The organism is Actinoplanes sp. L3-i22, assembly GCF_019704555.1.
GTDB lineage: Bacteria > Actinomycetota > Actinomycetes > Mycobacteriales > Micromonosporaceae > Actinoplanes.
The window spans coordinates 2,394,442-2,417,200 of sequence record NZ_AP024745.1; the positions used below are offsets into that span (position 1 = coordinate 2,394,442).

The window sequence follows — 22,759 nt, forward strand, 5'->3', positions numbered from 1 at the left end:
GCCCTGCTGCCGGGCCCGTAGGCTCGGCTAGCGTGGATCTTGATCAGGCTGGGCTGCTGCTGCTCGGGGGTGTGGGCTCCGGCCTGACCGGCTCGATCGCCGGGCTCGCCTCGCTGGTCAGCTATCCGGTGCTGCTCGCGGCCGGGATCCCGCCGGTCGCGGCGAGCATGACCAACACCGTCGCGCTGCTCGCCGCCCCGGCCGGAACCGCGATCGGCGCCCGGCACGAACTGCGCGGGCAGGGACCGCGGATGCGGCGCGCCGCGGTGATCTGCGCGGCCGGCGGGATCACCGGGGGAGTATTGCTGAGGTGCACGCCGTCGGACGCGTTCGAGCTGATCGTGCCGTTCCTGATCGTGCTCGGGGCGGTCGCCCTGCTGTTCCGCGAGGGCCTGCGCGACTGGTACACCCGGCCCGGCCGGCGGCCACCGCTGGCCGTCGCGATCTTCCTGATCGGCATCTACGGCGGCTACTTCGGCGCGGCGGCCGGCGTGCTGCTGCTCGCGGCGATGGCGGTCGCGGCTACCGAGCCGCTCGCGGTCACCAATGCGGTCAAGACGGTCGTGCTGGGCGCCGCGAACCTGGCCGCGGCCATCCTCTACGCACTGACCGGGCCGGTGCACTGGCTTGCCGCCGGCCTGCTCGCCGCCGGGTGCCTGATCGGCAGCTGGATCGGCCCGGCGGTGGTGCGCCGCAGCCCGGAACGGCCGTTGCGGGTGGCGATCGCGGTCGCTGCCTTCGGGCTGGCGGGCTATCTATGGTGGACCGCGTGACAGGTGCGTTCGGCGGGCAGACGAATGTCGGCAGGTCCATGTTCTCCACGATCGAGCAGCGGGTGAAGCACGGCCTCGCGGGCCGGGTGCCGTCATGGCTCGGCACCCAGCAGCTGACGCTTGCCACCCTGCCGTTGAGTGCGGCACTCCTGGCCTGCGGCGCTCTCGCTTCCCGCTGGCGCGGCTGCTGGCTGATCGCGGCCGTGGTGATCGTGGTGCAGTACCTGACGGATCTCGTCGACGGCGAGGTCGGGCGGCGGCGGTCCACCGGGCTCGTCCGATGGGGTTTCTACACCGACCATCTGCTGGACTTCGTGTTCCTGTCGATCGGGCTGGTCGGCTACTGCCTGGGCGTGCCCGAGGTTCCACTCGCGCTCTCGCTCGGGTTCATGCTGATCGTGCAGACCCTGATCGTGAGCACCTACCTGGAGTTCGGTGTCACCGGCGTCGCCCGCTACAAGCATTTCCGGGTCGGCCCGACCGAGCTGCGGATCAGCATGATCGTGGCCGACCTGGCGCTCTATCTCACGGGCACCCGGTGGCTGGTGGTCGCCGCGCCCTACCTCGTCGGCGGATTCGCGGTTCTCCTGCTCGCGTGGACGTATCGCGGGCAGCGCACCGCCCGCCGGATCGACGCCGTCGAGTGACGTGCCGGACGCGCTGATCCGTGCCGGTCGATGCGGTCTGGGTTAGGGTCACAGTCCGGTTTGCAGGCGACTCCTGGGCGGTGGAATCGATGCTGAGTGGACTGAGACGCCGACTTGCCGGCGGTCGGCCGGAAGTCACTCTGGAGGAGGCCGCCGCCAGGCTGACCGACCGGATGCGCGATCGCGAGGATGCCGAGTTCCGGCAGCTCGTCGGCAACCGCGCGGAGATGCGCATCGTTCTGGAGAGCCAGGACGACGAAGCCACCTTCGGCGCGTTGCGCGCGGCGGAGTTCGGGGAGATCGGCGCGGTCTATCTGAAGATCCAGTCGCAGCGGATGGTGATCCTCGGCGCGGGTGGGTCCGGCAAGACCGTCCTGCTCATCAAGCTCGCCCGAGATCTGCTGGATCCGGGCGCGAGGCATCCGACGAGCCTGATCCCGGTGCGCCTCTCCCTGGCGAACTGGGACAAGGAGCGCCGCACGTTCGATGATTGGCTCCTCGACGAGATCGAGGCTCTCCCGTTTCCGCGCGGGCAGGCCGAGCAACTCCTACGGCACGACCTGATCCTGCCGTTGCTCGACGGCCTCGACGAGATGGATCCGCACGCCGGGGACCAGGCGCAGGCCGGTCCTCGATCCAGCGCGGTGTTCAAGAGCTTGCACGAGCGGGTCAAACCCATGGTGCTGACCTGCCGGACCGAGGTCTACGAGGCGATCGCCGCGGGAAACGAACCGGTGAACCATGGATTCGTCGGCAAAGTGGCCGCGCTGACCGCGGACGAGATCGCGGCCCGGCTCGTCCACGCCGACGACGTGCCGGACGACTGGTGGAATCCGGTGCTGATCGAGCTCTCCCGGGACGACAGCCCACTCCTGACCGAACTGGCGACGCCGTGGCGACTGTCCATCGTCAGTTCTCTCTACGGCCCGCACAGCGAGTCGAATCGGGACCCGGCGGTTCTGGTCGACGACGTTCGCAACCCGGACCAGATGCTCTCCCACTATGCCGACAATCTGATGAAGAAGACCGGGCATCCCGGGCCGACGCATCGCACGCTGCGTTCCATCGCGCGGTATCTCGCGGACAACCGGGACGAACGCCCGGAATTTCGTGATCGGCGGCGGTCCAGCGTCGATTTCGTCGTCCATCAGCTCTGGCCCATCGCAGGGCGCGGCGTTCCCCGCCTGGTTCATGCCGTGCTGGCTGCCCTGTTCTGGCTGCCGACGATCGGGGCGCTGACCTGGTTCCTCGGCCACTCCGGATTCGACCCGCTGCTGCGGATCGTGACCATCGTGCTGGTCGTGGGGCTGGCCGGCTGGGCAGTGTGGTCGAACTCGGGCGAGTGGCCGCATCCTCGGAAGATCGATACCCGCCGGATCCGGACCAAGCTGGGTTGGACCCGGTTGGGCGTGGCGGCCGCGACCGGTGCCGGGCTGGCCCTGGTCGGCGCTCTGCTGGGTACCCCCTGGTTCGGTGCCGGGCTGGCGGTCGGGTACTTCGCCTCGTTCGGACTGGGTTCGTGCCTCGCCGTTCGCGACTCCCTCGGCCCGTTGCGGTTGGGGCTCGTCTCGGTGGGCATCGCACTCGTGCTCACGGTCGCCGCGTGGGCCGTGGCGGGCGAGCGGGGCCTGCAGATCGGCGTGGCAGCGGGTCTCGCCGTGGGCGGCTTCACGCTGGTCAGCTCCGTACCGATCGCGTTGTTGGTGAATCGTCGCGCCGATCCCGGCTACGTCCAGAATCCGGTCTTCAAGGCGGATTTCGTCCGGAACGACTTTCTGGTCGGCGTCATGTCCGGAGTGTTCGCGGGTTCGGCCATCTACCTGAGCCTGATCTCCGAGCACGGTTTCGGGCTGGGCGTGCTTCCGTCGGTGTTGTGCGGGCTGGCGATCACGGTCACGGTCGCGTTCGGCACGGTGGCGCAGACCTGGCTACGCCACGTGAGCATGGTTGTCTGCCGGCGCGGCTCGGTCTCGCCGTTCCTCGACTCGGTGCTGGCGCGGGCATATCACCAGGGCCTGCTCCGCCGCAGCGGCATCGCCTACCAGTTCAGGCACGTCGAGTTGCAGAACTACTTCGCCGGTCAGGGAGACCTCACACGCGATTGACGGCTCGTTCGTATTCCTGGACCAGTCGCGAGGCGAGCAGGTCACTCACCGGGCCCGGTGCGCTGAGCAGCCACTGGCGGCTGATCGTGGTCTCCACCGGGACCCGGATCGGCTCGATCCGCTGATGCGGGAACCGCAGCCGGGTTCCGTGCGACCTGGCGAGCAACTGTGCCGGTTCGACGCCGACGGCGAGCCCGACGTGGGGGCCGGCCCGGAGATCCAATGAGACGAGGACTCCGAGCAGTTCCCGGATCTGTGCCGCGGCCCCGGGCTGATCCAGTAGCACGACGTCGTCCCGCGGCGTCACCGGTGCCCAGGCCGACCACTGACCACTCCTGGTCACGGCGAGGCCTGGCACCTCGGCCGGGCTGGCGCCGACCACCAGGCAGGCGATGTCGGTGGTGGGTGGGTCGCCGGCCCGGACCACCTCATCGGTCCGGCTGCGCAGTGACAGGCCCGGAGGGAACAGACCGCTGGCGGCACCGTGCCTCGCCAGGATTTCCGCGGTGTCGTCGAAACTGGTCAGTGCCAGCACCGGAAAGTGATCGTCGGCCGGTACCAGGTGGAGCTCGAACGCCGGTGGTCTGGCGCGACTCTTGTTCCGGTCCAACTCGGCACGCCATGTGGTCGGGATCGCCCGGTCGAGCGGCCGCAACATCGGCTGGGTGCGATCGAGGTGGTCGTCCGGGAAGGTCGGCGGCTGCCCGCGAGGCGCGGGCCGGCCCTCGATCGCGGCCATCACCGCGTCCAGCGTGTCGGTTTCCGACAATCCGTAGACGGGCAGTGACTTGGTGGCGCTGAGCATGCCGCCGACCCGCAGGTCCTGGGGAAGTACCGTGATGAATCGCTTTGCTGGGCTTTGCTGGAACTCGCCGAATGCCGCGGCCCATACCGGGTCGGCCTTCAGGCCCTCAAGATACGTCTCGGAGAGGACCATGAGCGTCACGTCGTTGTGTTCGATCGCGCTATGGATCTCCCATACCTGGTTCTGTCCCGGCTGGATGTCGAGCGAATCCCAGAAGACCTCGTGGCGGCCGTTGAATTTCTCGGACAGGTGATAGCGCAGCCAGGACGCGTACTGATCTTGCGGGCTGGCGCAGATGAGGATTCTCAGATCGACGATGGCGGGCCGCCCGGGAACGGTGGCGGGCTCTTCGGGCGGACCGGCCCCTCCTGCACACCCACCAGCAGGGCGGTGCGGGCGTCGTCCTCTGTCATGTCATAGAGCTTGATGTGCACGATCGGGCTCAGCAGGCCACTCAGCCGGCACTCCTCGATCATGGCCGGGATCACGATGCGCCTGACGCCGAGCGGGTCGTCGGCGAACGCCGCGGCCCACTCGGCGTGAGTGAATTTCGCCTTCAGATAATGTGGCGAGAGGACCGGGATGACCTTTTTGGACTTGATCAGCGCTTGGTGCATCGCCACCACGAAGTTGTTGCCGGGGCGAAAGTCCCATGCCTGAATTATCGTGGAATATCCGGCACCTTCCAGAGTGCTGGAGATCCACTCGGCCCACGTCTTGTCATTCGCGTTGTAGGACACGAAGAAATCGATCTTGGCAGCACCCATCGGAACCCTCTCCTGTGGATCGGCGAGATCAATGATAATGCCGCCGATGCCCAGCAGGACGTGTGATGGTGGGTGGGTGCGGGGTCCTGTCGATGCTGTCGTCGAAGCCGGAGGCACGGTATTTCACGGTGCCGGCGCACAGCCGCCGCGGGCGGTGCTGATCCAGGGGATCGGGCGCGGCCCGGTCCGGCGGGTCAGACCGGGTCGAGGCCGAAGACCTCGGCGAGGCCGGTTACCTCGATGGCCTGGCGGACCGGGGCCGACGGGCGGGTCAGGATCATGGTGAGGCCCGCGGCGGCGGCGCTGTTGCGGACGCCGACGAGGGAGCCCATCGCATACGAATCGATGAAGGTCACCTCGGCCAGGTCGAGGGCGAGCTGTTTGCAGGGGGAGCCCGCGACCGCTTTCTCCAGGCTGTCGCGTAATTCGTCGGCCACGTCGACATCAAGTTCCGGCGCGAGCAGGATCGCCTCGATCGTGTCGCCGTCGGCGCTGGTGCGGTAGGACACGATGGCATCTGTGGTCATACCAGGTCACGCTACCCACCAAACGCCACCCGTATTCATGATCACCCCGGGAGTGGGGCCGCGGGGAGCGACCGATCGGCCCGGGGACAGGGCCGCGAGGAGCAAGCGGTCGGCCGGTTTGCGAGGGTTGCGAGGGTCGCGGGAAGAGCGGGCGGCGAGGCCGCGGCGAGTGGGCGGGTGGTCACTCCGGGGGCGGGGCGGCCGTGGAATCGCGGACGCGTAGGGACGGGCTGATCACCATTCGGTGCGCTGGCCGGTCCGGGTCGGCGAGGCGGTCGGCGACCAGGCGGACCGCGGCCCGGCCGATCGAGCGCCGCGGCGGCCGCACCGCGGTCAGCGCCGGGCTGAACAGCCCGGCCACCTCGTCGTCGTAGGCGACCACGGAGAGCTGCCCGGGCACCGCGATCCGGCGTTCCTCGCAGCGCTGCACCAGCGCGATCGCCTCCGGGTCGGCGTGCACGAGCACCGCGGTGGTCCCGGTCGCCCGGCAGCGGTCGAGCACCTGGTCGAGGGCGGCCGCGCACTCCGGGCTCTTCGCGTCCGGGACCTCGGCGTCGACCGTGGCGGCCGGGTCCAGGCCGAGTTCGGTGACCGCTTCCAGCCAGCCGCGATGCACGTGCGGGCGGGTCGGGCTGTGTTCGGCGAGGACCACGCCGACCCGGCGGTGTCCGAGATCGACCAGATGCCGGACGGCCATCGCGGCGCCCAGCGCGTGGTCGGTGACCACCGATTCCAGCGCGACGTGGAACGGGCCGGTGGCCGCGGTGCGCTCCATCAGCACCACGGGCAGGCCGGTGCCGGCCAGCCAGTCGATGGTCCGGCCGGCGGTCGGCACGTCCATCCGGGGTGCGACGATCAGCGCGTCGACGCCCTGGTCGACGAGACGGATCAGCTGGGGGCGATCATCTTCGGTCTCGTACGACGAGCCGCGCAGCACGATCCGCATCTCCAGCTCGCGCGCCGCCTCCTCCGCGCCACGCGCGACCGCGGGATAGTAGTAGTCCAGCGACGGCACCAGCATGCCGAGCGAGGTGATCTCCGGCTCGAGATCCGGCGGGGTGGTGGAGCCGGGCAGCGTCACACCCCCGTGCACCCGCCGGACCAGGCCTTCCGCCGCCAGCTGGGCGATGTCCCGGCGGATCGTGACGGCCGCCGCGCCGAGCGTCTCGGTCAGGTCGGAGATCCGCAGCACGCCGTCCCGCCGCAACGCCTCGAGCAGCCGGGCGCGCCGGGTCTCCGGCAGCGGGCCCCGTTTGTCCGATGTGTTCACCGCTGCTGCTCCTTCACGGTCAGGTCGAGGGTACCGATCGGGCCGAGCCCGCTCACGTCGATCTCCAGCCGGGTCAGCCGATCGCCCCACACGTCGCTGAGCAGGGGATCGTCCAGCTCCCGGACGGTGGTCGCGCACGGCACCGGCGGGCTCCAGGTCAGCCGCAGCACGCCCGCGCCGTTCAGCGCGGTGACCACGGCGCGCCCGGCCCGCACGCGCACCTGGCCGGCCACGACCAGGTGGATCCGGGTCGGTGCCCGACCGGCCGGCGTCAGCTCCCACTGATCCCGAACGGTCACCGCGGCCGCGACCCGGTCGAGGCGCGCGGTCCGCCGCCACTTCCGGATCCCGGCCTCCGGATAGGCCTTTCCAAGATCCAAAGACAATTGAGCGTACGTCTCGTCGCCGCCCACCACGACGTCCCCGCCCGAGTGCCCGCCGCCGGGCGCCTGCTCCCGCCCCCGGATCTCCGGGACGTTGTGCCACGAGCTCCGCATCATCCACAGCTCGTAGCGATCCGGCCCGAACGTCTGCGCGGTGTACGTCGGCCGCCCCGGGTCCACCAGCACCGGCACCCCGTGCAGAGCCACCACGAACCCGCCGACGTCGTTGTGGTTGTGGTTCTCCCCGTTGTGCCCGCCCTTGACCGCCAGGGCCAGCCCGGCCGAGCTCCCGCCCGCCATCCGCGCGACCAGCACCTGCGTCGAAGGCAGCCACACCTCCCGCGCCAGCCACGACTCGCCGGCCGGAGCGGAACCGGCCGGAGCGGAGCCGGCCGGAGCGGAGCCGGCCGGAGCGGAGCCGGCCGCCGAGATCCAGCCGGGATCGGTCAGCGCCCGCAGCAGCCGTCCGAGCCCGTCACCCTCGTGAGCCCCCGAAGATCGCGTCTCCGAAGACTGCGCCGCCGCGTGCGCGAGCGCCTCGTCGTCGCCGACCCGCCGGGCCTCCCGATACAGGTTCTGCCAGGGCTGGTCACCGGACGGCCGGGCCGAACAGTCGGCGAAGTTCACATACCAGGGGCCGCCCAGGTGCATCCGATGCGGGAACGCCACGGTCTCCCGCAGCGCCGGAACCGGCGCCGCGGACAGCACCCCGTCCGACGCGTACGCCAGCACGTCCAACGCTTCGAGCAGCCGCCCGGCCCCGTTCCACCAGTACGCGTACCCCTCGTCGATCGCCCCGTCCGCGGGCAGGCTCGCGACGTACCGATCGAGGCCCTCGACCACCAGCCGGACCAGCTCCGCGCGCCGCTCCCCGCCCGGGACCAGCCGCAGCGCGGCGACCAGCACATTCCCGTGGATCCACGGGTTCCAGTTGTGCGGCCGCCCGTCGAGCCCGATCCAGTGCCAGTCCCGCCGCTCGGCGAACGGCCGCAGCACCCGCCGCTCCACCTCGTGCCGGATCCGCGCGCGCAGGCCGGGCGTCCGCTCGTCCAACTGCGCGCCGAGCAGGTGGTCGATCCAGGCCAGGTCCGCGGCCACCTCGCCGGCGCCGAGGTCCAGGTACGGCTCGGTCACCGTCGGCACCACCGCCCCGAACCGCGCGAACGTGTCGTCGTGCGCCGGCCAGCACCAGCTGCTCTGCTCGCACCAGAGGGTCACCCCGTCGGTCACCTCGTCCAGCCACCGCTCGTCGAGGGTGACCGCCGCGAGCACCGCGGCCCGGGCGACGCGCTCGTGCCGGGCCCAGACCACCTGCTCGTACCCGTCGCGGTCACCGTCCCGGAAGTACCGCGCGTAGCCGCTGGCCAGCGGCACCGGCCAGGGTGTCCCGAGGTCGGCGGCGGCCCGGGTGCGCAGCGCGTCCAGGGTCGCGGCGTCCGGCGCGGCCCAGACCGCGCGGTCGCCGGCGGGCGGCACCGGCAGGCATCGGCCGGGTGATCGCAGCATCCCCGGGGCGACGGCCGGCCAGGCCCGCGCGAGGGGTCCGGTGAAGGTCATGTCCCCGTCCCAGGCGATCGAAAGTGATCGGATCAGATCACTTCGGCGATCATAGATGCCTCCGTAGCGGGTTGGAAACACCCACTCTGGACCGTCGTTCGGGGAAACTCCAGGTCCCAGCCTTAGATCGCTTCTGATTGCATCAGTCTGTTCAAGACATTGACATGCTCGATTGTGAGCGTTTAACTTCCTCGAAACCGAGAAACCGAGCCGTTCGCTCCCCTTCGGAGGGTTGCCGCGTGCCTGAGGATCCGTTGCCCCCCGCCCGCACCCCCGACTGGAGCCGGACCGACTGGCTGCGCTTCGCCGACCGCATGCTCGCCGCGGCCGGCCGGCACGCGAGCCCCGGCTTCGCCCGCTACGACCTGCCCGGTGCCGAGGGTGGTTACGGCCACGACGTGGACGGCCTGGAAGGCTTCGCGCGGACGTTCCTGATGTCCGGTTTCCGGATCGCCGGGGCGCGCGGCGTAGGCGTCGACGAGCTGATCGAGCGGTACGCGACCGGCCTGGCCACCGGCGTCGACCCGGCCTCGCCGGAGCGCTGGGTCCGGCTCACCGAGCACGGCCAGGCCAAGGTCGAGGCGGCCAGCATCGCGCTGATCCTGGACCTGACCCGCCCGTGGATCTGGGACCGGCTGGACGACGGCGTGCGGGAGCGGGTGGTGGACTACCTGTCGCCGGTGGTCGGCGACGACACCTACCCGCAGATCAACTGGGTCTGGTTCCGGCTGGTCACGCAGACGTTCCTGCGCTCGGTCGGCGGCCCGTGGTCGGCCGCCGACATCGAGTCCGACCTGGCCGCGCACGACTCGTTCCGGCGCGCCGACGGCTGGCTGTCGGACGGGCCGAAGCGGGCCTACGACCACTACACCGGCTGGGCGCTGCACCTGTACCCGATCCTCTGGGGCCGGATGCGCGGCGCCACCCCGGACAAGCGCTGGGTTGACGACCTCGACCGGTTCCTGCAGGACGCGGTCGCGCTGATCGGCGGGGACGGGTCGCCGCTGCTGCAGGGGCGCAGCCTGATCTACCGGTTCGCGGCAGCGGCGCCGTTCTGGGCCGGCGTGCTCGCCGAGGTGCCGTCGACGTCGCCCGGGCAGCTGCGGCACGCCGCCGACCGGATCGTGCGGCACTTCGCCGATCGGGGCGCGCCGGACGCGGACGGGCTGCTCAGCATGGGGTGGCACGGACCGTGGCGGCGGCTCGCGCAGTCGTACTCCGGGCCCGGCTCGCCGTACTGGGCGAGCAAGGGGCTGCTCGGGATCGCGCTGCCGGCCGACCATCCGGTGTGGACCGCGCCGGCCGAGCCGCTGCCGATCGAGCGCGGCGACTTCCTGCGGGTGGCGCGCGCGCCGGGCTGGGTGATCTCCGGGACCCGGGCCGACGGGATCGTGCGGGTGACCAACCACGGGACCGATCACGGGTTCGTGGGGCAGGCGCACGCGGACTCGCCGCTCTACGCGCGGCTCGGCTACTCGACGGCGACCGCGCCGGTGCTCGACGAGTCCGGGTGGACCGATCCGGTGGACCAGTCGGTGGTCCTGGTCGACGCGGGCGGCCGGACGACGCATCGCAGCGGCATGCGGCTCATCGCCGTACGCGAAGAAGGTCTTGCCGGCTCGGCCGGCCCGGTTTTTTGGGCGACCTCGTGGAAGACCGGTCCCGATCACGGTGAGGGGCGGGCCGCGGAGCTTCGCGAGGCGGGGCACCTCACCGTCGTCTCACTGGTCCGAGGGTCCTACGAGGTGCGGCTGGCCCGGGTCGACGCGGCTTCGCCGGAGGCGGTCCGGCTGCGGATCGGCGGCTGGACCGGCCCGCTCTCGCGCCTGTCCGCGATCCTGCCGCCCGGCGGCGGGTCCGGAACCGATCAGCACGCGGACGCCGGGCCGCTGGCCGGCCCGGTGCGCGTGCCCTGGATCGACCACCCGGTCCGGGTGGGCGTCTGGACCGCCACCCTCATCGGACTCGGCGCCGGCCTGCCCGAGGACCCGCGCTGCGCCGTCGAGATCGGCGACGACGTGCGGGTCACCTGGCCGGACGGCGTGCGCACGCGTCACCACAACGTTCTGGAGGAGATGGGATGAAACGCTCAATAGCCGCTGTCCTCGGCGCTGTCACGGCGCTCTCGCTCACGCTGACCGGGTGCGGTTCGGGTGACGACGAGGGGGGTGCCGACGGAAAGACCACGCTCACCCTGGCGGGCTGGAGCCTGGCCACCACGCCCGAGTTCAAGGTGCTCGCCGACGGGTTCCACGCCGCGAACCCGGACCTCACGGTCGAGCTCAAGGAGTACGACCCGAAGAACTACGACACCCAGATGATCGCGGACCTGGCGGCCGGCAAGGCCCCGGACGTCTACGTGCAGAAGACGTTGAAGAACTTCTACACGTACCAGAACGGCAAGCAGCTGCTCGACGTCTCGGACGTCGCGTCCGGGCTCGGCTCGACCACCAACGGGCTCTCGGCCTACCAGGTCGAGGGCAAGACGTACGCGATCCCGTACCGGCAGGACTCCTGGGTCATCTACTACAACCGGGCGCTCTTCGACCAGGCCAAGGTGAAGTACCCGGACGCGTCGTGGACCTGGGACGACTACGCCGCGGCCGGCAAGCAGCTGACCACCGGGCTGAAGGCGGCCGGGTCCAAGGCGCTCGGCATCTACGAGCACACCTGGCAGTCGACGCTGCAGGGCTTCGCGCTCGCGCAGACCCCCGGCGCGGACCTGAACAGCGGGAACTTCGGGTACCTCAAGCCGTACTACACCCGCGCGGTGGATCTGCAGAAGGCCGGCGCGCAGGTCGGGCTCGGCGACGCGACCACCAACAACCTGACCTACCAGGCGCAGTTCGGCAAGCAGCAGGCGGCCATGATGACCATGGGCACCTGGTACATCGCGACGCTGCTCAGCCAGCAGAAGAGCGGCGACGCGGACAAGTTCGAGTGGGGCATCGCGCCGGCGCCGCAGCTGGACAAGTCCACCACCGGCCTGTCCGCCACCCCGGTCACCTTCGCCGACCCGACCGGGATGGGGATCAACCCCAAGATCAACAAAGACAAGATCGACACTGCCAAGAAATTCCTTGCGTACGTCGGTAGCGCGGACGCCGCGAAAGCGCTCGCCGGGATCGGCATCACGCCGGCGAACACCGACGCCGCGGCCGACACCATCTTCGCGATCCCGGGCGTGCCGACCGACGCCGTGTCCAAGTTCGCGTTCACCAAGCACGACACCAAGCCGGAGAACCCGGTCGGCAAGTACACCGCGCCGCTGCAGAACATCCTCAACGACCTGCACACCGGAGTGCTGTCCGGCACGACGGACATCGACACCGCCATCGCGCAGGCGCAGGACAAGGCCAAGAACGAGGTACTGAACAAGTGACCACCGTGAGCCCGGCCCCGTCGCGACGGGGCCGGGTGACCGCCCGGAACACACTGCTCGGCTGGAGTTTCCTGCTGCCGAACTTCGTCGGCTTCGCGGTGCTCACCATGGTGCCGGTGGTGCTGCTGTTCTACTACGCGTTCACCACCTGGGACATCTTCGGCGGCGCCGAGTGGTCCGGGCTGGACAACGCGCGGCAGATGATGCACGACAGCAGCTTCTGGACCGCGGTCAAGAACACCGTCTACTACACGGTCTTCCACATCCCGCTCACGCTGGTGGCGTCGCTCGGGCTGGCGGTGCTGCTGAACAAGCGGCTGCGGGCGGTGGCCTTCTTCCGTACCGTCGCGTTCTTTCCCTACATCGCGTCGATCGTGGCGGTCGCGCAGGTCTGGAACATGCTGTTCAGCCCGGGGTACGGGCCGGTCAACGCGATCCTGCGGGCGGTCGGCGTCGACAACCCGCCGGGCTGGACCACCTCCGCGGACTGGTCGATGCCGGCGGTGATCCTGGTCGGCACGTGGCGGGAGATGGGCTACTTCATGCTGATCTTCCTGGCCGGGCTGCAGACCGTGCCGGGCGAGCTCTACGAGGCGGCCCGGGTCGACGGCGCCAACGCGTGGCAGCGGCTGCGGGCGGTGACCCTGCCCTGCCTGCGCCCGACCACGTTCTTCGTCGTGGTGATGCTGACCATCAACAGCTTCAAGGTGCTCGACCTGATCCTGGTGATGACCAACGGCGGCCCCGGCCAGTCCACGCTCGTGCTGGCCCAGTACGTCTACCGCAAGGGCTTCGAGGAGAACCAGTTCGGCTACGCGTCCGCGGTGTCGGTGGTGCTCTTCCTGCTCTGCTTCCTGGTGACCATGGTCCAGTTCGTGGTCAACCGGCGAAGGGAGGCTTGATGACCACGCTTTTAACCCCTGCTTCGGTACGGACCCAGGCGCCGCCCCCGGGCCGGCGGACCGGCAACCGGCTCGGCCGGCTCCTCGGCTACCTCGCGATGCTCGTCGCGTCGATCGCGGTGCTGCTGCCCTTCTACTGGATGATCGTCTCGTCGCTGAAGACCAACAACGAGGTCTTCACGCTGCCGGTGACGTGGCTCCCGGCGAAGCCGCAGTGGCACCACTACGTCGACATCTGGACCCGGTCGGACATGACCACCTGGCTCGGGAACACCATGCTGCTCTCCGTGGCGGTGACGTTCCTGCAGGTGCTGACCGGCAGCTTCGCGGCGTACGGCTTCGCGAAGATCCGGTTCCCCGGGCGGGACGCGCTGTTCCTGCTGTACATCGGCACGCTGGCGGTGCCGTGGCAGTCGTACATGATCCCGCAGTTCGTGCTGCTCTCGAAGTTCCACCTGTCGAACACGCTCTGGGCGATCATCGCGATCCAGGCGTTCGGCGCGCTCGGCGTCTTCCTGATGAAGCAGTTCTACGAGTCGATCCCGGACGAGCTGGTCGACGCGGCCCGGATCGACGGGATGAGCGAGTACGGCATCTACCGCCGGATCATGCTCCCGCTCTCCACCCCGGCGCTGGCCAGCCTCGCCCTGCTCACCCTGGTCAGCACGTGGAACGACTTCCTCGGGCCGCTGCTCTACCTGCGCTCCAGCGACCTGTGGACGATCCAGCTCGGCCTGCGCACGTTCATCAGCCAGTACAGCGCCGAGTACGCCCTGATCATGACCGGGTCGGTGCTGTCCGTGCTGCCGATCGTGGTGATCTTCCTGCTCGGCCAGCGGTACTTCGTCGAGGGCGTCGCGACGACGGGACTCAAGGGATGAGACGGCATCTCGGCCCGATCTTCGACCTGACCTACCTGGTCCTGATGACGAACGTGCTGCTGTCCGTGACGGTGCTGCCGCTCTTCTTCGTCCCGCTCGCCGCGCCGCTCGCGGCCCCGGCCCTGTGCGCCGCGTTCGCCGTCTTCGCCGGGCACCCCGGCCCGGTCGCGGGCACGTTCCTGCGGGCCTGGTGGGCCACGCTCCGGAAGGCGACCGCGCTCGGCGGGCTGGCCGCCGGCGCGCTCGTGCTGCTCGGGGCGGACATCCGGGCGGCGTGGGGGCGGCCGGCCGGCGCGGCGCTGATCCCGGTGCTCGCCGTGCTGATCGTGCTGGTGCTGGCGACCACGCTGCTGAGCCTGGTCGCGCTGGCCGAGCGGCCCGGCGCGCGCCTGCGGGACGTGCTGCGGGCGAGCCTGCTGCTGAGCGTGCGCCGCTGGTACCTGACGCTGCCGTCGCTGCTCGTGCTGGTGCTGTTCCAGGGCCTGTTCATGGCGAAACCGGTGCTCGCGTTCGCGCTGGCGGCGAGCCCGCTGCTCTACGCGGTCTGGGCGAACAGCCGGTACACGCTGGCGCCCGTCCTCATCCACCCTCAAGGAAGGACCCTATGACGGCGATCGACGTGACCGCCGCCGCGGTGACCGCGGCACTGTCCATCATCGACGCGAATCTGGCCGAGTTCGGCGACCGGTATCCCGACGACACCACGGTCGGCGACCGCTATCCGATGCGGGCCGCCAACACCGGCTGGACCACGAGTTTCTGGCCCGGGATGATCTGGCTGGCGCACGACCTGACCGGGGACGAGAGGTATCTGGCGGCGGGGACGGACCACGTGCGGAGCTTCGCGTCGCGGGTCGCCGACCGGGTCGACGTCGACACGCATGACCTGGGCTTTCTGTACACGCTGTCGTGCGTGACGGCCTATCGCCGTACCGGCGAGAAGCGGGCGAAGCAGGCGGCGCTGGCGGCGGCCGACCACCTCCTGGCTCGCGTCCTGGAACCGGCCGGGATCATTCAGGCGTGGGGTGACCTGCGGGATCCGGCGCAGCGCGGGCGGACGATCATCGACAGCCTGATGAACACGCCGCTGCTGTTCTGGGCATCTGCGGAGACCGGGGACCCGCGCTACGCCGACGCGGCGCGACGGCACGCGGAGCAGTTGCGGGACCACATCCTGCGGCCGGACGGGAGCACGTTCCACACGTTCTACTGGGATCCGGTGTCCGGGGAGCCGCTGCGCGGGGAGACCGAGCAGGGGCACGCGGACGACTCGTGCTGGGCGCGCGGGCAGGCGTGGGGGATCTACGGGTTCTACCTGAACTATCGGCACACCGGCGACGCCTCGTTCCTCGCGGCGGCGCAACGGTGTGCGGATCACTTTCCGGCTGACGACGTACCTTATTGGGATTTGTCGCTCGTCGATGTGGAGCGGGATTCCTCGGCGGCGGCGATCGCGGTCTGCGGGCTGCTGGCGCTCGGGCGCCGGGACGCCGCGGGAACCGTCCTCGGCTCGCTGATCAGCGACTACACCAGCCCCGGGAACGCGCTGCTGCGGCACGGCGTCTACGACAAACCCAAGGGGATCGGGGTCGACGAGGGCACCCTGTGGGGCGACTACTTCTACCTCGAAGCACTGACCCGCGTGACCCGTCCCGACTGGACCGACCCCTGGTAAGGAGCTGTCATGGACTACAAGTACCACTGCTACATCCCGGCCGAGAACGGCCGCAACGAGCTGCCGTTCAACCCGTGCTCGCTGCTCGACTTCACGCTGCTGCGGCTCGGCGCCGGTGAGTCCTGGTCCGGCGAGTCCGGCGACCGGGAGATCCTGGCGGTGATCCTCAGCGGGAAGGCCACGTTCACCGTCGGTGGCGTCAAGTTCGCCGAGGTGGGCGGGCGGCCGAACGTGTTCTCCGGCAAACCGCACTCGGTCTACGTTCCGGCCGGGTCGGACGTCACCGTGGAGGCGCACGGGCCGGTCGAGATCGCGCTGCCCAGCGCGCCGTCCGACCTGGTCACCGAGCCGTATGTGATCGCGCCCGCGCAGGTGGCGGCCGGGCGGTGGGGGGCGGCCAACTTCGGGCGCACCTACCACCAGATCCTGACCGAGATCGCCCAGCCGGAGCTGCCCGCGCGGCGGCTGATCGTGGGGGAGACGTTCACGCCGAGCGGGAACTGGAGCACGTACCCGCCGCACCGGCACAAGGTGGACAACCTGCCGGCCGAGGCGGCGCACGAGGAGATGTACTACTTCAAGGTGTCGCCGGGCGACGGCTTCGGGATCTGCCGGATGTACACCGACGAGGGGTACGAGGAGAACTTCACCGTCCGCGACCACGGGGTCCACATGATGCCGGAGGGGTATCACACCGTGGTCAGCGCGCCCGGGTACATCACGTACTACCTGTGGTTCCTGGCCGGGACGCAGCGGACCCAGGGGGCGTTGGAGGACGTCGACCTGAAGTGGGTGGGTAAGGCCGTGCCGCTGCTGAGGGACCTGGGGCATTGACGATTCTGGACCCGTTCCGGCTGGACGGGCGGGTCGCGCTGGTCACCGGCGGGAACCGGGGGATCGGGCGGGCCGTGGCCGTGGGGCTGGCCTCGGCCGGGGCTTCGGTGGCGGTGCTGTCCCGCTCCGCGCCGCCGGAGCGCGAGGAGCAAATCGGAAATGTCGGGTCTGGGGCGACCGCTCAGTGGATTCGCGGTGATCTTGCGGACTTCGACCCCGGGGCGGTCGTCGGTCAGGTGGTGGACTCGCTCGGCCGGCTCGACATCCTGGTCAACAACGCCGGGATCATCCGGCGGGCGGACGCCGTCGACACCACCGATCAGGACTGGGCCGACGTGATCGGGGTCGACCTGGACGCGGTGTTCCGGCTCTGCCGGGCCGCCGGGCGGGTGATGCTCGCCCAGGAACGCGGCTCGATCATCAACGTGGCGTCGATGCTGTCGTTCCAGGGCGGCATCCGGGTGCCGGCCTACGCGGCGGCCAAGCACGGCGTGGTCGGGCTGACGAAAGCGCTGGCCAACGAGTGGGCCGGGCGCGGGGTCAACGTGAACGCGATCGCGCCGGGCTACATCGCCACGGACAACACCGCGGCGCTGCGCGCCGACGCGCGGCGGGACGCGGCCATTGTGGAGCGGATTCCGGCGGGCCGCTGGGGCACACCCGAAGACCTTGCGGGTACGGCGGTGTTCCTCGCGTCCGATGCCGCCCGCTACGTACACGGCGCGGTCATCCCGGTCGACGGTGGTTGGCTGGCCCGCTGAGGTTTTAGGAGCGGCGCTCGGTGGTGACCAAGGTGTCGGTCTCGCCGGGCGCCTGCGGCTCGCGGGTGGTGCGCTCGACCTCGACGAACCCGGCCTTGGCCGCGACGGCTGCCGACGCCGCGTTTGCCGCGTCGAAGCGGACGGCGACCCGCTCCACCCCGTCGAGGGTGAGCGCCACCCGGGTCAGGGCGCCCACGGCCGCGGTCATCCAGCCGCGGCCGGCCCACGCCGTACGCATCCAGTAGCCGATCTCCAGCGTGCCCGGCCCCAACCGGGTCATCAGGCCGATCGAGCCGACCAGATCGCCGACCGTATTGAAGATCGCGTAGTTGAACTCGGTCCCGTCCGCCCAGTTCTTCACCGACCGCTCGATGAACTCGCGGTTCTCCTCGACGCGGTAGTCGTCGTGCGCCCAGGGCATGAACGGCTTGAGTTCCGGGAGTGACTCGTTGACCGCGGCCGCGGCCTCGGCGGCCCACGCCGGCTCCCAACGTTTCAGGACAAGTTCCCCGGCGTTAATCATTTCAGGCGCGTCCATGGCGGCCAGCGTGCTCCATCGACGCGTCCGCGGGCAAACCCAATTCGGGAGTCACGGCGGGTCCAGTTTCCACGCCGTGTGGTGCATCGGCACCGTTTCCCCGGACTCCGCGCACGCTCCGGATTGTTTCGATTACGTTGCGATACCGGACGAGCGGGACGGTCACCGGGACCGCCCGCGATCTCAAAGGGGAGAACGACCATGAGCACGGCCACGTACGCACCGACCAGCCCACAGGTCACTCCGTTCGGTCCGCTGGGCGACCAGCAATTCGGACAGTGGGGGAGCCCGCAGCAGTTCGGGCAGCAGGGCGGCCTTCCCGGGCTGCACCAGCAGTTCGGGCAGCAGGGCGGGATTCCCGGGCTGCACCCGCAGCAACTGCAGCACGCCGTGCAACCGCAGCAGATCCAGCAGATCATCGCCCAGCAGATCCAGCAGCAGCAGATCCACCAGGCGATCGCTCAGCAGCAGGCCCAGCAGCAGATCCAGCAGGCGATCGCCCAGCAGATCCAGCACCAGATCCAGCAGCAGCAGGTCCAGCAGGCCATCGCGCAGCAGATCCAGCAGCAGATGGTCCAGCAGTCGATGGCGCGGCAGTGGCAGCAGCCGCTCGGCGGCAACTACGGCAACCCGTTCCAGCACCTGCCCATGTGGAACTGACCGGAGCCGGCGGTGACCTATTTCAGCGGCGCCTACCTGACGGCGCCACAGCCGCCGGTCTGGGGCGCGTTCGCGGCGGAGGCCGCGGGGACTGAGGCGATGCGCCAACCGGCGGCCGCGATCATCCAGCGGTGCTACCGCTGGCTGGAGGCGGCCGAGCCGATCCTGCCGCAGGCCGTGGCCGTGGCACCGGTGCTCGTCACCGCGGTCCAGCAGTACGCGGCCCAGCAGTACCCGGCCAGCCTGCAACAGGTGGCCGTGGTGGTGCAGACCGTGCAGCAACTGCGGGCCGCCGTACCGGGCCTGCCGCCGCTGTGAGAGACACCGCACGCCGGACCACGGCCGGATCCCGGGCGCAGACCGCCCGGGGTCCGGTCGCCCGAGGTGATCTGGAGGACCCCATGAACGACCGCAATCCCGGGAAGAAGCGCCGCGACGACGACACCCCGGCGGCCCGGCCGGTCGGCGCCCGCCGCGAGCGCTACCTGCTGGCCGGGCCGGAGCGTTTCCTCACCCAGCTGGAGACCGATCCGGCCACCACGCTGCACCGGGTGATCCCCTCGGCGGACGGCTTCCCGGCCGTCGCCGTGGTGGAGATGGAGGCGGACCGGGCCGCGATGCTCGGCGCGACCGGCGCCGTGCACGTCGAGCCGGACCTGCCCCTGCAATACGCGCGGCCGGGCGCCGGCGCCGGCACCCGGTTCGCCGACCCGGGCGTGCTGCCGCCCGGCGATCCGGCCCCGATCGGCTTCCTGGTCCGGGGCAGTGACGGCCGCCCGCTGCCGGGTGCCGAGGTCTACCTGATGAGCGAGGCGTTCCCGCTGCGCGGGGTGACCGGCGAGGACGGCGTCGCGGTGATCGACACGCCGGCCGGCGCGCTGCCCGCGCTGGACGGCGTCTACGTCAAGCCGCGGCACGATTACTGGGCGGTCTGGCTGGGCCGGCCCGACCTGACCGCGGACGCGCCGAACCTGATCACCTGCCCGTCGTTCGCGGAGACCTTCCCGGGCTTCCCGGAACGCCCGCTGGACGGCTGGGCGCGGCGGGCGCTGCGGTTCGACGCGCTGCCACCGACGTTCCGCGGGGACGGCGTGCGCATCGCGATCATCGACTCCGGCGCCGCCGGCACCCACCCGGACCTGGCCGGCCGGGTCACCGCGGGCCTGCCGGAGAGCGACGACGGCGGCTGGCGGGTGGACACCGTCGGGCCCGGCTCGCACGCCGCCGGGATCATCGGCGGCAAGGACGACGGTTACGGCATCGTCGGCGTCGTCCCCGAGGCCGAACTGCACGCCTGCAAGATCTTCCCGGACGGGCGGTTCAGCGACCTGATCGAGGCGCTCGACTACTGCCTCGCCCAGCGGATCGACGTGGTGAACCTGAGCCTGACCAGCGCGCAGCCGTCGCTGCTGGTGGCCCGCAAGATCGAGCAGGCCCGGCAGGCCGGGATCGCCTGCGTCTGTGCGGCCGGCAACTCCGGCGGGCCGGTCGGGTTCCCGGCGTCGATGCCGTCCGTGCTGGCGGTGGCCGCGATCGGCAAGGTCGGCGAGTACCCGCCGGAGAGCTATCACGCGACCCAGGTGTACGGCGTGCCGACCGTCGACGGGTACTTCGCGGCGTCGTTCAGCAGCCACGGGCCGGAGATCGACGTGTGCGCGCCGGGCGTCGCGATCGTCTCGGCGGTGCCCGCGGCCAACTACGCGGCGTGGGACGGGACGTCGTTCGCCGCGCCGTACGTCACCGGGCTCGCCGCGCTGCTCCTCGCGCACCATCCGGAGCTGCGGGAACTGTTCCCCGGCCGGGACGCGACCCGGGTGGACCGGCTGTTCGAGCTGATCCGGGGCAGCTGCCGGCCGCTCGCGCCGATCGACCGGAACCGCAGCGGAGCCGGTCTGCCGGACGCGGTGGCGGCGCTCGGACTGCTTCCGCCGGTCACCACGACGCCGCCGGCGCATCCGATGCTGGCCGAGCTGTGGCAGATGATGGCGCAGTCCGGACTGATCGGCGTCAACGTGCCGACGGTGGCCGAGCCGGGCATCTCGCTCACGGTTCCGGCCGGGGAGCCGCTGGATCCGCTGCGCGCGGCGATGCGCTCGGCCGGCCTTCTGCCCCTTGACCCACAACAAGCTTAAAACCGCTTTTCCCGTACGGATTCTGCCGCGCGGCCGCCTGAACGCCGGGCGGCCGCGTGCCCGTTTCTCGCCGTTCTCGGGCGGCCGCACTCCGGGCCGTCCTTTCTCGGGCGGCCGCTTTTTATCGGGCGGCTGCCGCCGGATCGCCTTTTCTCAGGCGGCTGCGTTGCGGTGGTGGCGGCCGGGCTTGCCGGCGTACATCCGCGCGTCGGCCCGGGCGATCAGCCCGGCCCGGTCCACGCCGCTGCCGGCGGTGGCCCGCGCCGCGCCGATGGTGACGCCCACCGACACCGAGCCGGCCGGCAGCTCGATCGGCGCGCGGACCGCCGCCTGGATCCGGTCCCGCAGGCCGGCGATCTCGGTGTCGGCGCCGCCCCGGCACAGCACCAGGAACTCGTCGCCACCCAGCCGGCCGACCTCGCGGTCCGGTCCGGCGGTCGCGGCCAGGCGCACGGCGACCGCCCGCAGCACGTCGTCACCGGCCGCGTGGCCGTACCGGTCGTTCACCGGCTTGAAGCCGTCCAGGTCGCAGAGCAGCACGATCACGTCGTCCGGGCCGGTCAGCGCCCGGTCGATCTCGGCCATGATCCGCCGCCGATTGTAGAGATCGGTCAGCTCGTCGTGCGAGGCCTGGTGGGCGAGCACCCGCTCGGCCCGCTCCCGCTGGCCGGTGAGCTGCTTGAACCGGACCAGCACCAGCGGGATGATCAGCATCGTCGCGAGCGGCAGCTGCGGGCCGGCCGTCTGGTCGCCGCGCAACGCCTGGACCGCCGCGATCCCCGGGTTCACGCTGAGCGCCAGGCCCAGCCAGAACAGCCGGTACCGGCCGTCCGGTCGCTCGACGACGGCCTGCGGCTCGACCGCCGCGGGCGCGCCCGGGTGCACCGCGCCGGCCGCGATGGTCAGGAACGCGGCGAGCATCAGCACCCCGGACACCGCGCCCCGGTGCGGCACGCTCAACGCCCCGACGGTCATCGCGCCGCCGGTCAGCACCACGGTGAGCAGCAGGTACGCGATGGTGCCGCGGGCCGCGCCGGTCGCCGCCACCGCCATCCGGAGCAGGCAGCCGGCGCACGCGCTGAGCAGCAGCACGTCGGTGAGCATCTGGGTCTGGCCGAGCGGGGTGGAGCCGGCCGGCAGGTGCGACTGGAAGACGAAGACCCAGAGCGCGCCGCCCGCGCACATGCCGAAGATCGCGGCGTCGATGATGCCGCCGGCGTCCGCGCTCATCCGGTGCCGGACCGCCATCGCCGCGCCGACCAGGAACAACCCGTGCGCGACGGCGAGCAGCAGGTCGGCCGGCGCGCCCTCGCCGCGGCCCAGGTGGCCCTCGACGATCCAGTACGGCCAGAGCAGGTGGTCGGCGAGCAGCAGGACCAGGCCGCCGATCGCGAGCATCCAGGGCCGCCGGTGGGTGAGGTGCCCGGAGATCAGCGCCTGGCCGAACAGCGCGATCGACAGCACCACGACCAGGGTGTAGATCACCACCCGGGAGTGTCCCGCGGTCAGGGCGTACCCGGTGCCGCCGGCGAGGACGCAGGCCAGGAACCCGGCGTGGACTATCCACGCCGGGGCGGTGGCTCGGGGCCAGCGCATGCGGTCTCCGCTCTTTCGGCTCGACCGGCACTCATCGGCGGCCGCCCGGCGGAGCTGAGCGGAAGAGCCCCGGGGTGTCCGCTTCCCGTTCCGGGCGCTTTCCGGCTCCGGATCCGTTTTTGTCCCGATCGCGACGAGTGGGCCGCCGGCGTCCGGACGAACAGAGGATATGCCCCAATTCTCCGGAAACATACGGTGATATCCGTCAGTCGGCGGCGGCGGGACGCCCCATCGCGGACCTGGGACGACCCACCGCCGGCTCACACCCCCGCGTCCCGCGCCCGCTCGCCGCCGCCGTTGAACGCTTCCGTCCGTGCTGCCGAAACCCGCGAGGCCGCGGCTGGGCCTGGTGTGGCACAGCTGGCTCGCGTGGGTCCTTTGAAACCGCTACCACCCGCGGACGTCGCCCTGGAGGGTCTCGCGTTCTTGGGCGCCCCGCGCCCTGCGAGGCCCGGAAGGGTCCCCGCGGGAGCGACGATCAGTTATTGGCCGCAGCCGAGGCAAGGAAGAATTTGATCTTCAGGGGTTGAGGCCGGGAATGCCGGCGCCCGGCTGAAATGGATC

The 22,759-nt window shown here is 70.9% G+C and carries 21 protein-coding genes; 14 read left to right on the forward strand and 7 right to left on the reverse strand.

Annotated elements, in window-relative coordinates:
* Positions 1-32 precede the first annotated feature (32 nt).
* The 3 genes from L3i22_RS10875 to L3i22_RS10885 are packed head-to-tail and all read left to right on the forward strand — an operon-like array spanning position 33 to position 3,525.
* Positions 33-773, forward strand: coding sequence for a sulfite exporter TauE/SafE family protein (locus L3i22_RS10875; RefSeq protein WP_221326841.1), 741 nt, complete (start codon positions 33-35; stop codon positions 771-773).
* Positions 770-1,420: a CDP-alcohol phosphatidyltransferase family protein gene (locus L3i22_RS10880; RefSeq protein WP_221326842.1), complete on the forward strand. Its 651-nt coding sequence runs from the start codon at positions 770-772 to the stop codon at positions 1,418-1,420. Before L3i22_RS10875 ends, L3i22_RS10880 begins: the two co-directional genes overlap by 4 nt.
* 20 nt (positions 1,421-1,440) lie before the next feature.
* The gene (locus L3i22_RS10885) at positions 1,441-3,525 is read left to right on the forward strand and encodes an NACHT domain-containing NTPase (protein ID WP_221326843.1); all 2,085 of its coding nucleotides are present in this window, start codon (positions 1,441-1,443) and stop codon (positions 3,523-3,525) included.
* On the opposite strand, the gene L3i22_RS10890 is transcribed toward L3i22_RS10885, so the two are convergent.
* The 5 genes from L3i22_RS10890 to L3i22_RS10910 all read right to left on the reverse strand — a co-directional run bounded on the left by L3i22_RS10890 (position 3,512) and on the right by L3i22_RS10910 (position 8,834).
* On the reverse strand, positions 3,512-4,648 hold the full coding sequence (locus L3i22_RS10890; RefSeq protein ID WP_221329901.1) for a toll/interleukin-1 receptor domain-containing protein: 1,137 nt from the start codon (positions 4,646-4,648) through the stop codon (positions 3,512-3,514). The two genes, L3i22_RS10885 and L3i22_RS10890, sit on opposite strands and share 14 nt — an antisense overlap.
* Positions 4,636-5,097, reverse strand: a complete 462-nt coding sequence (locus L3i22_RS10895; protein ID WP_221326844.1) for a toll/interleukin-1 receptor domain-containing protein — start codon at positions 5,095-5,097, stop codon at positions 4,636-4,638. Before L3i22_RS10895 ends, L3i22_RS10890 begins: the two co-directional genes overlap by 13 nt.
* 194 nt (positions 5,098-5,291) lie before the next feature.
* Entirely contained in the window at positions 5,292-5,624 is a 333-nt protein-coding gene (locus L3i22_RS10900) for an STAS domain-containing protein (RefSeq protein ID WP_221326845.1), read from the reverse strand.
* A gap of 181 nt (positions 5,625-5,805) precedes the next feature.
* A complete protein-coding gene (locus L3i22_RS10905) occupies positions 5,806-6,894 on the reverse strand; it encodes a substrate-binding domain-containing protein (RefSeq protein ID WP_255658112.1) in 1,089 nt (362 codons plus the stop codon).
* Positions 6,891-8,834: a heparinase II/III family protein gene (locus tag L3i22_RS10910; RefSeq protein WP_221326846.1), complete on the reverse strand. Its 1,944-nt coding sequence runs from the start codon at positions 8,832-8,834 to the stop codon at positions 6,891-6,893. Before L3i22_RS10910 ends, L3i22_RS10905 begins: the two co-directional genes overlap by 4 nt.
* 239 nt (positions 8,835-9,073) lie before the next feature.
* Between L3i22_RS10910 and L3i22_RS10915 the strand changes: the two genes are divergently transcribed.
* From L3i22_RS10915 to kduD, 8 genes are read left to right on the forward strand one after another with little or no spacing between them, the layout of a single operon-like run.
* Positions 9,074-10,918 (forward strand): DUF2264 domain-containing protein, encoded by a 1,845-nt coding sequence (locus tag L3i22_RS10915; RefSeq protein WP_255658114.1) that lies wholly within the window; start codon positions 9,074-9,076, stop codon positions 10,916-10,918.
* Entirely contained in the window at positions 10,915-12,216 is a 1,302-nt protein-coding gene (locus L3i22_RS10920) for an ABC transporter substrate-binding protein (RefSeq protein ID WP_221326848.1), read from the forward strand. Before L3i22_RS10915 ends, L3i22_RS10920 begins: the two co-directional genes overlap by 4 nt.
* Positions 12,213-13,118, forward strand: a complete 906-nt coding sequence (locus L3i22_RS10925) for a carbohydrate ABC transporter permease (protein WP_255658115.1) — start codon at positions 12,213-12,215, stop codon at positions 13,116-13,118. The genes L3i22_RS10920 and L3i22_RS10925 overlap by 4 nt, the downstream gene beginning before the upstream one ends.
* Complete coding sequence (locus tag L3i22_RS10930) at positions 13,118-13,999, forward strand: carbohydrate ABC transporter permease (protein ID WP_221326849.1); 882 nt, start codon at positions 13,118-13,120, stop codon at positions 13,997-13,999. Before L3i22_RS10925 ends, L3i22_RS10930 begins: the two co-directional genes overlap by 1 nt.
* A complete protein-coding gene (locus L3i22_RS10935; RefSeq protein ID WP_221326850.1) occupies positions 13,996-14,607 on the forward strand; it encodes a hypothetical protein in 612 nt (203 codons plus the stop codon). Before L3i22_RS10930 ends, L3i22_RS10935 begins: the two co-directional genes overlap by 4 nt.
* Positions 14,604-15,674: a glycoside hydrolase family 88 protein gene (locus tag L3i22_RS10940; RefSeq protein WP_221326851.1), complete on the forward strand. Its 1,071-nt coding sequence runs from the start codon at positions 14,604-14,606 to the stop codon at positions 15,672-15,674. Before L3i22_RS10935 ends, L3i22_RS10940 begins: the two co-directional genes overlap by 4 nt.
* 9 nt (positions 15,675-15,683) lie before the next feature.
* On the forward strand, positions 15,684-16,508 hold the full coding sequence (iolB, locus tag L3i22_RS10945; protein ID WP_221326852.1) for a 5-deoxy-glucuronate isomerase: 825 nt from the start codon (positions 15,684-15,686) through the stop codon (positions 16,506-16,508).
* Positions 16,505-17,269: a 2-dehydro-3-deoxy-D-gluconate 5-dehydrogenase KduD gene (gene kduD / locus L3i22_RS10950; RefSeq protein WP_304523460.1), complete on the forward strand. Its 765-nt coding sequence runs from the start codon at positions 16,505-16,507 to the stop codon at positions 17,267-17,269. The genes iolB and kduD overlap by 4 nt, the downstream gene beginning before the upstream one ends.
* A gap of 4 nt (positions 17,270-17,273) precedes the next feature.
* Here kduD and L3i22_RS10955 read toward each other — a convergent pair whose 3' ends face one another.
* On the reverse strand, positions 17,274-17,807 hold the full coding sequence (locus L3i22_RS10955; protein ID WP_221326853.1) for a GNAT family N-acetyltransferase: 534 nt from the start codon (positions 17,805-17,807) through the stop codon (positions 17,274-17,276).
* A 201-nt stretch (positions 17,808-18,008) separates the two neighbouring features.
* Between L3i22_RS10955 and L3i22_RS10960 the strand changes: the two genes are divergently transcribed.
* The 3 genes from L3i22_RS10960 to L3i22_RS10970 all read left to right on the forward strand — a co-directional run bounded on the left by L3i22_RS10960 (position 18,009) and on the right by L3i22_RS10970 (position 20,599).
* Positions 18,009-18,467, forward strand: a complete 459-nt coding sequence (locus L3i22_RS10960) for a hypothetical protein (RefSeq protein ID WP_221326854.1) — start codon at positions 18,009-18,011, stop codon at positions 18,465-18,467.
* A 12-nt stretch (positions 18,468-18,479) separates the two neighbouring features.
* Positions 18,480-18,785 carry a hypothetical protein gene (locus tag L3i22_RS10965; protein WP_221326855.1) on the forward strand — a complete coding sequence of 102 codons (306 nt, stop codon included), beginning with the start codon at positions 18,480-18,482 and terminating at the stop codon, positions 18,783-18,785.
* Between the two features lie 83 nt (positions 18,786-18,868).
* The gene (locus tag L3i22_RS10970) at positions 18,869-20,599 is read left to right on the forward strand and encodes a S8 family serine peptidase (protein WP_221326856.1); all 1,731 of its coding nucleotides are present in this window, start codon (positions 18,869-18,871) and stop codon (positions 20,597-20,599) included.
* A 153-nt stretch (positions 20,600-20,752) separates the two neighbouring features.
* On the opposite strand, the gene L3i22_RS10975 is transcribed toward L3i22_RS10970, so the two are convergent.
* On the reverse strand, positions 20,753-22,195 hold the full coding sequence (locus L3i22_RS10975; RefSeq protein WP_221326857.1) for a GGDEF domain-containing protein: 1,443 nt from the start codon (positions 22,193-22,195) through the stop codon (positions 20,753-20,755).
* Positions 22,196-22,759: the final 564 nt, after the last annotated feature.

Excerpts from the sequence above, each read along its gene's own strand:
- L3i22_RS10895 (WP_221326844.1), bottom strand. The coding sequence starts at position 5,097 with ATGGGTGCTGCCAAGATCGATTTCTTCGTGTCCTACAACGCGAATGAC.
- L3i22_RS10900 (WP_221326845.1), bottom strand. The coding sequence starts at position 5,624 with ATGACCACAGATGCCATCGTGTCCTACCGCACCAGCGCCGACGGCGAC.
- L3i22_RS10910 (WP_221326846.1), bottom strand. The coding sequence starts at position 8,834 with ATGACCTTCACCGGACCCCTCGCGCGGGCCTGGCCGGCCGTCGCCCCG.
- L3i22_RS10920 (WP_221326848.1), top strand. The coding sequence starts at position 10,915 with ATGAAACGCTCAATAGCCGCTGTCCTCGGCGCTGTCACGGCGCTCTCG.
- L3i22_RS10930 (WP_221326849.1), top strand. The coding sequence starts at position 13,118 with ATGACCACGCTTTTAACCCCTGCTTCGGTACGGACCCAGGCGCCGCCC.
- L3i22_RS10935 (WP_221326850.1), top strand. The coding sequence starts at position 13,996 with ATGAGACGGCATCTCGGCCCGATCTTCGACCTGACCTACCTGGTCCTG.
- L3i22_RS10940 (WP_221326851.1), top strand. The coding sequence starts at position 14,604 with ATGACGGCGATCGACGTGACCGCCGCCGCGGTGACCGCGGCACTGTCC.
- iolB (WP_221326852.1), top strand. The coding sequence starts at position 15,684 with ATGGACTACAAGTACCACTGCTACATCCCGGCCGAGAACGGCCGCAAC.
- L3i22_RS10955 (WP_221326853.1), bottom strand. The coding sequence starts at position 17,807 with ATGGACGCGCCTGAAATGATTAACGCCGGGGAACTTGTCCTGAAACGT.
- L3i22_RS10960 (WP_221326854.1), top strand. The coding sequence starts at position 18,009 with ATGAGCACGGCCACGTACGCACCGACCAGCCCACAGGTCACTCCGTTC.
- L3i22_RS10970 (WP_221326856.1), top strand. The coding sequence starts at position 18,869 with ATGAACGACCGCAATCCCGGGAAGAAGCGCCGCGACGACGACACCCCG.
- L3i22_RS10975 (WP_221326857.1), bottom strand. The coding sequence starts at position 22,195 with ATGCGCTGGCCCCGAGCCACCGCCCCGGCGTGGATAGTCCACGCCGGG.